Annotated in this window: 13 protein-coding genes; 5 read left to right on the forward strand and 8 right to left on the reverse strand. The window is 71.3% G+C overall.

Annotation, left to right across the window (positions count from 1 at the left end; translation table 11 throughout):
• Positions 1-19: 19 nt before the first annotated feature.
• From ACY1JX_RS03955 to dapA, 4 genes are all read right to left on the reverse strand, one after another.
• On the reverse strand, positions 20-2,455 hold the full coding sequence (locus tag ACY1JX_RS03955; RefSeq protein WP_462565274.1) for a DNA translocase FtsK 4TM domain-containing protein: 2,436 nt from the start codon (positions 2,453-2,455) through the stop codon (positions 20-22).
• 66 nt (positions 2,456-2,521) lie between these two features.
• On the reverse strand, positions 2,522-3,226 hold the full coding sequence (locus ACY1JX_RS03960) for a sirohydrochlorin chelatase (RefSeq protein ID WP_462565275.1): 705 nt from the start codon (positions 3,224-3,226) through the stop codon (positions 2,522-2,524).
• Positions 3,227-3,304: 78 nt separating this feature from the next.
• A complete protein-coding gene (locus ACY1JX_RS03965; protein ID WP_206679993.1) occupies positions 3,305-4,984 on the reverse strand; it encodes a ribonuclease J in 1,680 nt (559 codons plus the stop codon).
• Complete coding sequence (dapA, locus tag ACY1JX_RS03970) at positions 4,981-5,892, reverse strand: 4-hydroxy-tetrahydrodipicolinate synthase (protein ID WP_462565276.1); 912 nt, start codon at positions 5,890-5,892, stop codon at positions 4,981-4,983. Before dapA ends, ACY1JX_RS03965 begins: the two co-directional genes overlap by 4 nt.
• 49 nt (positions 5,893-5,941) lie before the next feature.
• On the opposite strand from dapA, the gene ACY1JX_RS03975 reads away from it, so the two are divergent.
• Positions 5,942-6,727 carry a thioesterase family protein gene (locus ACY1JX_RS03975; protein WP_462565277.1) on the forward strand — a complete coding sequence of 262 codons (786 nt, stop codon included), beginning with the start codon at positions 5,942-5,944 and terminating at the stop codon, positions 6,725-6,727.
• Positions 6,728-6,731: 4 nt separating this feature from the next.
• On the opposite strand, the gene ACY1JX_RS03980 is transcribed toward ACY1JX_RS03975, so the two are convergent.
• From ACY1JX_RS03980 to ACY1JX_RS03990, 3 genes are read right to left on the reverse strand one after another with little or no spacing between them, the layout of a single operon-like run.
• Positions 6,732-7,100: a VOC family protein gene (locus ACY1JX_RS03980; RefSeq protein WP_286927995.1), complete on the reverse strand. Its 369-nt coding sequence runs from the start codon at positions 7,098-7,100 to the stop codon at positions 6,732-6,734.
• Between the two features lie 57 nt (positions 7,101-7,157).
• A complete protein-coding gene (locus ACY1JX_RS03985) occupies positions 7,158-7,646 on the reverse strand; it encodes a dihydrofolate reductase (RefSeq protein WP_462565278.1) in 489 nt (162 codons plus the stop codon).
• Between the two features lie 3 nt (positions 7,647-7,649).
• A complete protein-coding gene (locus ACY1JX_RS03990; protein WP_286927999.1) occupies positions 7,650-8,444 on the reverse strand; it encodes a thymidylate synthase in 795 nt (264 codons plus the stop codon).
• Positions 8,445-8,538: 94 nt separating this feature from the next.
• Between ACY1JX_RS03990 and ACY1JX_RS03995 the strand changes: the two genes are divergently transcribed.
• Genes ACY1JX_RS03995 through ACY1JX_RS04010 form a run of 4 tightly spaced genes read left to right on the forward strand, consistent with a single transcriptional unit; the run spans position 8,539 to position 10,508 of the window.
• Positions 8,539-8,994: a hypothetical protein gene (locus tag ACY1JX_RS03995; protein ID WP_286928000.1), complete on the forward strand. Its 456-nt coding sequence runs from the start codon at positions 8,539-8,541 to the stop codon at positions 8,992-8,994.
• Positions 8,991-9,521 (forward strand): N-acetyltransferase family protein, encoded by a 531-nt coding sequence (locus ACY1JX_RS04000; RefSeq protein WP_462565279.1) that lies wholly within the window; start codon positions 8,991-8,993, stop codon positions 9,519-9,521. Before ACY1JX_RS03995 ends, ACY1JX_RS04000 begins: the two co-directional genes overlap by 4 nt.
• A complete protein-coding gene (locus ACY1JX_RS04005; RefSeq protein WP_181755466.1) occupies positions 9,518-10,204 on the forward strand; it encodes an AzlC family ABC transporter permease in 687 nt (228 codons plus the stop codon). The genes ACY1JX_RS04000 and ACY1JX_RS04005 overlap by 4 nt, the downstream gene beginning before the upstream one ends.
• Complete coding sequence (locus tag ACY1JX_RS04010) at positions 10,197-10,508, forward strand: AzlD domain-containing protein (protein ID WP_078701217.1); 312 nt, start codon at positions 10,197-10,199, stop codon at positions 10,506-10,508. The genes ACY1JX_RS04005 and ACY1JX_RS04010 overlap by 8 nt, the downstream gene beginning before the upstream one ends.
• Positions 10,509-10,514: 6 nt before the next feature.
• Here the strand turns inward: ACY1JX_RS04010 and dapB are convergent, their stop codons facing one another.
• A complete protein-coding gene (dapB, locus tag ACY1JX_RS04015; protein ID WP_286928005.1) occupies positions 10,515-11,261 on the reverse strand; it encodes a 4-hydroxy-tetrahydrodipicolinate reductase in 747 nt (248 codons plus the stop codon).
• Position 11,262 lies beyond the last annotated feature (1 nt).

Consider the following 11,262-nt stretch of genomic DNA (forward strand, 5'->3'; position numbering starts at 1 on the left):
GGCCGGCGAGCCTAGTGGCTCAGCCGACCTGGATGCTGGCCAACACGTCGGCCAGGTCGTCCGGCTTGACCAGGACGTCGCGGGCCTTGGAGCCTTCGCTCGGACCGACCACGCCGCGGCTCTCCAGGATGTCCATGAGCCGGCCTGCCTTGGCGAAGCCGACCCGCAGCTTGCGCTGCAGCATCGAGGTCGAGCCGAACTGCGTGTTCACGACGAGCTCGACGGCCTGGAGCACGAGGTCCATGTCGTCGCCGATGTCGTCGTCCAGCTCGCGCTTGGCCTGCTGGGGAGCGGTGACGTCGTCGCGGTACGACGGCTGCAGCTGCTCCTTGCAGTGGGTGACGATCGTCTCGATCTCGGCCTCGGTGATCCAGGCACCCTGCATGCGCATCGTCTTGTTCGCGCCCATGGGCAGGAACAGTCCGTCACCCTGGCCGACGAGCTTCTCGGCACCGGGCTGGTCGAGGATGACGCGGCTGTCGGCCAGCGAGCTGGTGGCGAACGCCAGGCGGCTCGGCACGTTGGCCTTGATCAGGCCCGTCACGACGTCGACGCTGGGTCGCTGCGTGGCCAGCACGAGGTGGATGCCCGCCGCGCGTGCCAGCTGCGTGATGCGCACGATCGAGTCCTCGACGTCGCGCGGGGCGACCATCATGAGGTCGGCGAGCTCGTCGACGACGACCAGCAGGTACGGGTACGGCGTGAGCACCCGCTCGCTGCCGGGGGGCGCCTGCACCTTGCCCGAGACGACGGCCTTGTTGAAGTCGTCGATGTGGCGGTAGCCGAAGTTGGCGAGGTCGTCGTAGCGCAGGTCCATCTCGCGCACGACCCAGGCCAGCGCCTCGGCGGCCTTCTTCGGGTTGGTGATGATCGGCGTGATGAGGTGCGGGATGCCCTCGTAGGCGTTCAGCTCGACCCGCTTGGGGTCGACCAGGATCATCCGCACCTCGTCGGGCGTGGACCGCATGAGGATCGAGGAGATCATCGAGTTCACGAAGCTCGACTTGCCCGAGCCGGTGGCGCCGGCTACGAGCAGGTGGGGCATCTTCGCGAGGTTGGCCACGACGTAGCCGCCCTCGACGTCCTTGCCCAGGCCGATCACCATCGGGTGGTGGTCGCTGCGGGCCTTGTTCGACCGCAGGACGTCGCCGAGGGAGACCATCTCCTTGTCGACGTTCGGGATCTCGACGCCGATCGCGCTCTTGCCCGGGATCGGCGACAGGATGCGCACCTCGTTGGAGGCCACGGCGTAGGCGATGTTCTTGCTCAGCGCCGTGACCTTCTCCACCTTCACCGCGGGGCCGAGCTCGACCTCGTAGCGGGTGACCGTCGGGCCACGCGTGTACCCGGTGACGGTGGCGTCGATCTGGAACTGCTCGAGCACCTCGGTGAGGCGGCCGACGACCTCGTCCGACGCGGCGGATCGCGCCTTGGGCGGGGTGCCCTCCTTCAGGGCGCTCGGCTCGGGGAGCGTGTAGACGATGTCGCCCGAGAGCGCGAGCTGCTCGGCGCGGACGGGCAGCGGCTCGAGCGGACGCGGATCGGGCTGCGGCTCGGGCTCGGAGAGCACCGGGACGGGCGGCGGGACGGTGACGGGCACCTGCCGGTCGTCGTCGGGGCCGTCCACGAGCGGGTTCTCGAACGGCTCGTCGACCAGCGGCATCGTGCGCGGGTGGCGCTTCTTGACCGGCTCGGGAGTGGCCTCGGCCTCGGGCTGCTTGTCACGGCCGAGGGCACGGTTCACGACGGAGCGCACGCGATCGGGGACGGCGTACAGCGGGGTCGCCGTGACGACGAGGACGCCGAAGACGACGACGAGCACCAGGATCGGGGCGACGACCCACCCGGTCTTGAGCAGGTCGACGAGGATCGCCGAGAAGAGGAAGCCGACCGCTCCCCCGGCCTCGGACATGTCGGGGTCGCTGGGGCGTGGGGTCCCGTGCGCGAGGTGCACGAGGCCGAGGACGCCGCCGACGATGGCTCCCCAGCCGATCGCCTGGCGACCGGCCGGACCGTTGCGGTCGGGGTGGCGCAGGGTGCGCCAGGCGACGACGGCCAGCAGGATCGGGACGGCCCAGGCCAGCACGCCCACCGAGCCCGTGGTGACACGGCGCACGCCGGCACCGAGGCCGCCGGTGACGTCCCACCAGACCGCGGCGGCCGTGACCAGGGCGAGCGCGACCAGTGCGAGGCCGACCCCGTCGCGACGCTGCTCGGCGTCGAGCTCCTTCGCACCGTGGCCGATGCTGCGGGCGATCGCACCCACGACACCGGCGAGTCCCAGCCAGAAGGCGGTGGACGCGCGCATGATGCCGTGCAGGGCAGCACTGAGTGGACCAGGACCCGTGCGGGGGGCCGGCTTGCGCGCAGGTGCTGCCTTGCGCGCCGCGGGCTTCTTGCGGGCCTGGCTGCCGGACGGCCGCTTGCGCGGCGGGGAAGACGTTCGGGTCGCCATGATCGCAAGGCTAAACCAGAACCTGAGACTTCTCACGGACCCACGCCGCTGGCGCAGGCCCGGTCCTCAGATGACCGAGCCGACCTGACCGGGTGCCTCCAGCACCCGCGCGCGCTGCAGGGCCAGTGAGACGAGGCGCGGATCCGGCGCTCCGGCGCCCAGCAGCGGGGCGGTGACGACGTCGGCGCCGAGTCGCCCGATCGCCGACGCGCCCTCCCCCGACGCCAGCGCGTACATCGAGACGACGACCCGGTGACTGTGGGCCCGGGCCACGTCGAGCGCGTCCTCCACCGGGGTGCCGACGCCGTCGACGACGCCCACGTGCACCGGCCCTCCCCACACCGCGCTCAGCAGCCGGGCGGCCTTCGAGACGTCGGCGAGCGCCTTCGACCCGTCGGCCTGGGGCGCCACCATCACGATCGTGTCCGACGGCTTGGCACCCGCCTCGATCAGGCGGCGGACGCCGATCTCGGCCAGCACCCAGTCCGGCCCCATCGCCGGGGCGACGCGCACGAGGGGATCGTCCGCGGCCACCTCGTTCATCAGCTGCGCGGTGGCGCAGTCGTGGTTGAGCAGCAGCGGCACGATGACGCGAGGACCGGAGGTCTCGGCCACCACGTCGGCGAGCAACGGCTGCTGCACGTCGACGAAGGCGTCGACCACCTCGCAGCCCGGCGCATGGCGGCGGATCGCGTTGACGAGCGACGCGAGGGCCGAACGGCCGAGGTGCGACGTCGTCCCGTGCCCGCAGACGATGATCCGAGTGCTCACACGCCCAGCGTGGAGAGGGACTGTTTCACCCGGGTTACGCCGCTGGCGAGGTTGCGTAACGGCTGCCGCAGGCGGCTCTCACGCCTCCAGGACGATGGGGATGATGAGCGGGCGGCGGCGCAGGCGACGGCCCGCGAACGAGCCCAGGACCCGGCGCATGACCTGCTGGAGCGCGGCGGTGTCGCGCGCGCCGTCGGCGAGCGCCTCCTCGAGGGCGGCGACCACCTTCGGCTGGATCGCGTCGAAGACCGAGTCGTCCTCGGCCAGGCCGCGGGCGTGGATCTCGGGACCCGTGACGATCTTGCCGGTGGTGGAGTCGATCACGGCGATGACCGAGATGAAGCCCTCGGCGGCCAGCGTGCGCCGGTCCTTGAGGTCGGAGTCGGTGACGTCGCCGATCGAGGAGCCGTCGACGTAGACGTAGCCCACGTCGTACGCCCCGGCGATCCTGGCGTGACCGTCGACGAGGTCCACGGCGTAGCCGTCCTCGGCGATGATCGTGTTGGGAACGCCCGTCTGCTGCGCGAGTGCCGCGTTGGCGTGCAGGTGGCGGATCTCGCCGTGCACCGGCATCACGTTGGACGGCTGCACGATGTTGTAGCAGTAGAGCAGCTCGCCGGCCGAGGCGTGGCCCGAGACGTGGACGAGCGCGTTGCCCTTGTGCACCACGTTGGCGCCGATCTTGGTGAGGCCGTCGATGACGCGGTAGATCGCGTTCTCGTTGCCCGGGATCAGCGACGACGCGAGCAGGACGGTGTCGCCGGGCTCGAGGTGCACCTGGGGGTGCGTGCGGTTCGCGATGCGCGAGAGGGCGGCCATCGGCTCACCCTGCGAGCCGGTGGACATGAGCACCATCTGCTCCGGCGGGGCGGCGTCGATCTTGTCGACGACCACGCCGTCGGGCACGTTCAGGTAGCCCAGCTCGCGGGCGATCTGCATGTTGCGCACCATCGAGCGACCCACGTAGGCCACTTTGCGGTTGTGCTTCACGGCGGCGTCGAGGACCTGCTGGACGCGGTGGATGTGCGAGGCGAACGACGCGACGATGATGCGCTTCTTGCTGCGCGCGAAGACGGCGTCGATCGCCGGCGTGATCTGCTTCTCGGCCGTGGTGAAGCCGGGCACCTCGGAGTTGGTGGAGTCGGTCAGGAACAGGTCGACGCCGGCCTCGCCGAGCCGCGCGAACGCGCGCAGATCGGTGATGCGGCCGTCGAGCGGCAGCTGATCCATCTTGAAGTCGCCGGTGTGCAGGGCGACGCCGGCCGCGGTCTTGATGGCGACCGCCAAGGCGTCGGGGATCGAGTGGTTGACCGCGACGAACTCGCACTCGAACGGGCCGAACGACTGGACGTCGTTCTCCGAGACGGTGTACGTCGGCACGTCCTTCAGGCGGTGCTCCTTGAGCTTCGGAGCCAGCAGGGCCAGCGTCAGCTTCGAGCCGATCACGGGGATGTTGCCACGCTCGCGCAGGAGGTACGGCACACCACCGATGTGGTCCTCGTGGCCGTGCGTCAGGACCAGGCCAACGATGTCGTCGAGGCGATCGCGGATCGGGCCGAAGTCGGGCAGGATCAGGTCGACGCCGGGGTGGTGCTCCTCGGGGAAGAGCACGCCGCAGTCGACGATCAGCAGCTTGCCGTCGAACTCGAAGACGGTCATGTTGCGACCGATCTCGCCGAGGCCGCCGAGCGGGACGACCCGCATCGCGCCGGGCTCGAGCGGGGGCGGGGTGGGAAGTTCGGTGTGCATATGGCTCATGCGAGCAGACCTGCGTCCTTCAAGGCGGTGCGGATGACCTGGACCTGGTCGTCCGTGGCGGGGGTGAGCGGCAGCCGGACGGCCGCGCTGGGGATGATGCCGAGCTCGACCATGGCCGCCTTCGCGGCGATGGCACCCTGCGTCTGGCCCATGATGGCGGCCGTGAGCGGGAGGATCTCGTTGTCGATCTCGCGGGCGCGCGCCAGGTCCCCGGCGTCGACCGCTTCGATCATCTGCTTGATGTGAGCGCTGGCGACGTGGCCGACGACGCTGACGGTGCCGACCGCGCCGATGGCGAAGAACGGCAGGTTCACGACGTCGTCGCCGGAGTAGATGGCCAGGCGCGAGCTCGCGCGCAGGCGGGCGGCCCGGGCCAGGTCGCCGGAGGCGTCCTTGACGGCCAGGACCGTGCGTCGCGACTCCAGCTCGGCGTAGGTCGCCTCGGAGATCTCGACGCCGGTGCGACCCGGGATGTCGTACAGCATGATCGGCGTGTCACCGGCAGCGTCGATGACGGCGTCGATGTTGGCCAAGATGCCCGACTGGGGCGGCTTGCTGTAGTACGGCGACACGAGCAGCAGCCCGTGGGCGCCGATGCGCACGGCCTGCTCTGCCAGCTCGACGGTGTGGCGGGTGTCGTTCGTGCCGATCCCGGCGACGATCGTTGCCCGGTCGCCCACTGCCTCGAGCACGGCGGCCAGCAGCCGGCCGTCCTCCTCGCCGGTGGTCGTGGGCGACTCGCCGGTGGTGCCGCTGACGACGATGCCGTCGGCTCCGGAGTCGACGAGGTGGGTCGCTAGTGCGGCAGCGGCATCCAGGTCGAGGCCGCCGTCCGGGGTGAACGGGGTGGCCATCGCGATGAGGAGCCGGCCGAACGGAGCGGCCTCGGTCGCCAGCGGAGACGTCATGTTCCGAGGTTACCGTCAACGCGTCGGAGCCCTCGGGCAGGATGAACCGGTGACCGACCACTACCCGCAGGACACCGTCGCGACCCTCGCAGCCGACGGAACGCTGACGCTCCCCGTGACCGACCGCTGGAACACCCCGCTGGGCAAGCCCAACGGCGGCTGGGTGCTGGCCTCCATGCTGCGCACGGCGATGGACCATGCCGACGTCGGCCGCCCGGTGGTGGCCGCGATCACCTACTTCGCCTCCCCCGAGCCCGGCACCACGGCGAGCCTGACCGTCACACCGGTCAAGCTGGGCCGGCGCGTGCAGACGGTCGACGTCGACCTGGCGTGCGAGGGCAAGCCGCTGGCGCGGATGACCGCCAGCTTCGCCCGCGACCACCACGGCCCGACCCAGGAGCTGGGCGTGGCCCCCGTCCTGCCCGACCCCGCCACGCTGCCCGACCCGCGCCGGGGCGACATGCCGGCCGACGGCCTGTTCGGGCGCGTCGAGTACCGGATGGCCCAGGCCCCGGGCTGGTCCCAGGGCAAGCCGTCGGGCGACCCGACGGCCACGTTGTGGCAGCGCCTCGACGGGGGCACCGAGATCGACTGGCCCGCCGTGGGCCTGCTGGTCGACGCCTCTCCGCCGCCGGTGCTCGAACTGGGCCACTTGGTCTCGATGACGGTGCAGCTCACGGTGCACTTCCACCGCCTGCCCGAGCCGGGCTCGTGGGTGGCGTCGCGCTTCACGACCCGCCACCTCGCCGACGGCTTCCACGAGGAGGACGGCGAGCTGTGGGACGACCAGGGCCGCCTCGTGGCCCAGTCGCGTCAGCTCGCGATCCTGCTCTGAGGCCTCACTCCCCCGTGTCGGTCGTGCCCTCGTAGAGGCCGATCACGTTGCCGTCGGGATCCTCGAAGATCGCCCACCAGCTGGTCTCGGAGATGGGGTTCTTCTCCATCACGACGCGCGCGCCGTGCTCCTGTGCTTTGGCGAGCGTCTCGTCGATGGAGTCGACCTCGACGTAGGAGCGCGGCTGGGTGAAGTCGTCCGAGCGGGGCGCGAGGCCGCCGCCGCTGATCTGGTTGGGGGCCTGCCACATCGGGTAGCCCTCGAAGCCGGGGACCTCCGCGATCTGCCAGCCGAAGAGGGTGCCGTAGAAGTCCTGCGCCTTCTTGTAGTCGCCGACCGGGATGTCGATGTGCGTGATGTCACCGTGTGCCATGGGTGTCTCCTGTCCTTTCCGCCAGTGTCGAACGGGGACGGGCGCACGACAAGGGGTTCAGCGGCGCACGTAGGTGGCGATCTCGTAGTCGGGCGTGCCCGGGTGCCGCTGCCGGTCGGTCTCGGTCCAGCGTGCCGGGTCGACGGGCGCGAAGAACGTGTCGCCGGGTGGGCTCAGCGGGACGTGCGTGACGACCATCGTGTCGACGAGGTCACGCGCCAGCGCCTCGTCGAACACCGCCGCGCCGCCGATCAGGAAGACCTCGTCGTCCAGCTCGCGCGCGCGGGCCAGTGCCGTGTCGAGGTCGCCCGCGACGATCACGCTCGGATCACCCGGGTCGAAGTCGGGCTGCCGGGTGAGCACGACGGAGGTGCGGCCCGGGAGCGGCCGGCCGATCGAGGCGTAGGTGGCCCGGCCCATCACGATCGGGTGGCCCCACGTGAGCTCCTTGAACTGGCGCATGTCGCCCGTGCGGGGCCAGGGCATTCCACCGTCGAACCCGATGACGCCGTTCTCGCCCACCGCCACCGCGATCGTGACCGTCATCCCTCAGACCGCGATCGGGGCCTTGATGGCGGCGTGCGAGCGGTAGTCCTCGATCGTGATCGAGTCGAGCGTGAAGTCGTCGATGTCGGTGACCGAGGGGTCGAGACGCAGCGTGGGCAGCGGCAGCGGGTCGCGCGTGAGCTGCTCGCGCGCCTGGTCGAGATGGTTGACGTAGAGGTGGCAGTCTCCTCCCGTCCACACGAACTCGCCGGGCTCGAGGCCGGTGACCTGGGCGACCATCTGGGTCAGCAGCGCGTAGGACGCGATGTTGAACGGGACGCCGAGGAAGACGTCGGCCGAGCGCTGGTAGAGCTGGCAGCTCAGCTTGCCGTCCGCGACGTAGAACTGGAAGAACGCATGGCAGGGCGCCAGCGCCATCGCGTCGAGGTCGGCGACGTTCCAGGCGCTGACGATGTGACGGCGCGAGTTCGGGTCGGCCTTGATGGCCTCGATGACGGCCTTGAGCTGGTCGATGTGCCGACCGTCGGGGGCCGGCCACGAGCGCCACTGGTAGCCGTAGATGGGGCCCAGGTCGCCCTGGTCGTCGGCCCACTCGTCCCAGATCGTGACGCCGTTGTCGCGCAGGTACTGCGTGTTCGTGTCACCGGCGATGAACCACAGCAGCTCGGCGACGACGCTCTTGAGGTGCACCTTCTTGGTGGTGACCACGGGGAAGCCGTCGGCGAGGTCGAAGCGCATCTGGTGCCCGAAGACGCTGCGCGTGCCGGTGCCGGTGCGGTCGCCCTTGGCCACCCCCTCGTCGAGGATCCGGCGGACGAGATCGAGGTAGGCCTGCATGTCGGCAGACTAGCAACGCGTCCCGACAGTCGGGCCCGACCGGCGTGAGATACTGACCGGCGTGCCGGAACCCACCACTCCGACTCCTGCTGACGTGAAGCGATTCGTCGCCCTCCAACTCGGGGTCACCGTCCTGTTCGCCGCGCTCGTCGTCGTCGTGTTCGGAGGTGGGGACGAGCCCGCGGCGCGCTGGTGGGTCGCGCTGGCCCTCTTCGCGCTGGTCCTGGCGGCGGGCGCGTTCGTCTCGCGCGCCTGGTCGCGGCCCGCTCCCCTGGCGGTGGACGACCCCACGCCGCAGGAGACCTCGGTCCGCCGCCTCTCCTCCCACGTCGCCCGCTCGTTCCTCGTCCTGGAGATCCCGCTCGTGCTCTCCGCCGTGCTCGGCCTGGCCGGCCTCATCGGCGGCGCCGTGATGCTCGTGACCGTCGTCGCGGCCCTGGCGGCCCTCGTCTTCGGCACGTGGCCGACGCGGCGCAACGTCGACCGGTTCGCCACCGCGCTGGAGCGCGACGGCGCGAGCTCGGGCCTGCGCGAGGCGTTCGTCCGATGAGCGCCGATCTCTCCGTCCGGCTCGCCTGGCCCGACGACAGCACCGCGATCGCCGCGGTCCAGCACGACCACTGGGTGCGCACGTACACCGGCGCCGTCGACCCGGCCGAGCTCGACGCCCTCGACGAGTCAGTGATGGCGCAGCGCTGGAGCCAGCTCATCAGCGCTCCCCGTGACGCACGCATGCGCACCCTCGTGGCGCTCGAGCGGGCCTCCGTGCGCGGCTTCGCCCTCGTGCACCCGTGCCACGACCCCGACGCCGACCAGGTCCGCGACGCCGAGATCGGCGAGTTCGTCGTCGCCGCCGACCACCAGCGCCTGGGGCACGGCTCCCGGCTGCTGCACGCCTGCGTGGACACCGTCCGGGCCGACGGCTTCGAGCGCGCGGTCTGGTGGGTCTCGCCCACCGACGACGTGCTGCGCTCCTGGCTGGTCGACTCGGGCTGGGACGCCGACGGCGCGCACCGCGAGTTCGCCGGCGCGACCGGTCCGCTCAAGCAGATCCGCCTCCACACGACGCTGACGTGAGCGAGCCCACCACCGACCGCGAGATCATCGCCGACTCCCTCGGAGTGGGGATCGGGGTGGGTCTCTACGGCATCACCTTCGGCGCCCTCGCCACGACCGGCGGCATGTCGGTGTGGCAGGCGTGCGCCCTGTCGTTCCTGGCCTTCACCGGGGCGTCGCAGTTCGCGTTCCTGGGTGTCGTCGCCTCCGGGGGTGCGCCGATGACCGGCGCGCTGACCGCCGTCCTGCTGGGCATCCGCAACACGTTCTACGGCATCACGCTGGCCCCGGTGTTGCGCGTGAAGGGCCTGCGCCGCCTCGCGACCGCCCACATCGTGATCGACGAGTCGACCGCCATGTCCGTGGTGCGGGAGGACCCACGGCAGGGCCGCCTCGGCTTCTACTGGACCGGCCTGACCATCTTCGCGATCTGGAACCTGATGACCCTGATCGGCGCGGTGGCGGGCGAGCGCATCGGCGACCCGCGCGCCATCGGGCTCGACGCAGCGGTCGCCGCGGCCTTCCTCGGCCTGCTGTGGCCGCGCCTGGACTCGACGTCCTCGCGCCTGCTGGCCCTGCTGGCGGCCGCGGTCGCGCTCGGTCTCGTGCCGTTCACGCCGCCTGGCGCCCCGATCATCATCGGGGGCGTCGCGGCGGTCCTGGTGGGGCTGAGGTTCGTTCCCGCGGGAGGTCGCGATGAGTGACCTCTGGTGGGGCGTGCTGGCGGTGGCGGTGGGTTGCTACGCCCTGAAGCTGCTGGGCCTGTCGGTGCCCGACAAGGTCCTCGAGCACCCGCTCACCGAGCGCGCCGCCGGGTTCATCCCGGTGGGCCTGCTCGCGGCGCTGGTGGCCGTGCAGGGCTTCACCGACGGCCAGGAGGTCGTGCTGGACGCCCGCGTCGTCGGGCTCGCGGTGGCCGCCGTGCTGCTGTGGCGCAACGTGTCGTTCCTGCCGATGCTGATCGCCGCGGCCGCGTCCACGGCGCTCGTGCGGCTCATCGCCGGCTGAGGCTCCTCACTCGAGTCCGAGCACCTCGTCGAGCCCGACGGTGACCCCGGTGCGCCCGGGGATCCAGCGCAGCGCCGCCACGACGCCGGGCATGAACGACTCCCGCGTGGACGAGTCGTGACGGATCGTGAAGATCTCGCCCGGATCGCCGAGGACGACCTCCTGCGAGGCGATGAAGCCGCGCGCGCGAACGGCGTGCACCGGGATGCCCTCGACCTTCGCGCCGCGCGCTCCGTCGGGGTCGGTCGTGGTGGCGTCGGGCAGTTCGGCCGAGCCGGCGTCGCGCCGGGCCTGGGCGATGACCTCGGCCGTGCGGACGGCGGTGCCCGAGGGCGCGTCGACCTTGTCGGGGTGGTGCATCTCGATGACCTCGACGGACTCGAAGAACGGCGCGGCCTGGGCCGCGAAGCGCATCATCAGCACCGCGCCGATGGAGAAGTTGGGGACGACCAGCGCACCCACGCCGTCGTGCCCGCCGACGACCTCGCGGAGCTCGGCCACCTTGTCGTCGCCGAAGCCCGAGGTGCCGATGACGACGGAGATCCCGTGCTCGAGGCACCAACGCGCCTGGTCGAAGGCGACGTCGGGGGTCGTGAAGACCAGCACCGCCTCCACGCCGGCCCCCGCGAGCGACTCGAGGTCGTCGCCGACGTCGATCCCCCCCACGAGCTCGAGCCCCTCGGCCGCCTCGATCGCCGCCGCCGACGTCGATCCCATCCGGCCCTTCGCACCCAGTACCGCCACGCGTGTCATG

The organism is Aeromicrobium sp. JP4 (genome assembly GCF_054957925.1).

Excerpts from the sequence above, each read along its gene's own strand:
- ACY1JX_RS03955 (WP_462565274.1), bottom strand. The coding sequence starts at position 2,455 with ATGGCGACCCGAACGTCTTCCCCGCCGCGCAAGCGGCCGTCCGGCAGC.
- ACY1JX_RS03965 (WP_206679993.1), bottom strand. The coding sequence starts at position 4,984 with ATGAGCCATATGCACACCGAACTTCCCACCCCGCCCCCGCTCGAGCCC.
- dapA (WP_462565276.1), bottom strand. The coding sequence starts at position 5,892 with ATGACGTCTCCGCTGGCGACCGAGGCCGCTCCGTTCGGCCGGCTCCTC.
- ACY1JX_RS03980 (WP_286927995.1), bottom strand. The coding sequence starts at position 7,100 with ATGGCACACGGTGACATCACGCACATCGACATCCCGGTCGGCGACTAC.
- ACY1JX_RS03985 (WP_462565278.1), bottom strand. The coding sequence starts at position 7,646 with ATGACGGTCACGATCGCGGTGGCGGTGGGCGAGAACGGCGTCATCGGG.
- ACY1JX_RS03990 (WP_286927999.1), bottom strand. The coding sequence starts at position 8,444 with ATGCAGGCCTACCTCGATCTCGTCCGCCGGATCCTCGACGAGGGGGTG.
- ACY1JX_RS04000 (WP_462565279.1), top strand. The coding sequence starts at position 8,991 with ATGAGCGCCGATCTCTCCGTCCGGCTCGCCTGGCCCGACGACAGCACC.
- ACY1JX_RS04010 (WP_078701217.1), top strand. The coding sequence starts at position 10,197 with ATGAGTGACCTCTGGTGGGGCGTGCTGGCGGTGGCGGTGGGTTGCTAC.
- dapB (WP_286928005.1), bottom strand. The coding sequence starts at position 11,261 with ATGACACGCGTGGCGGTACTGGGTGCGAAGGGCCGGATGGGATCGACG.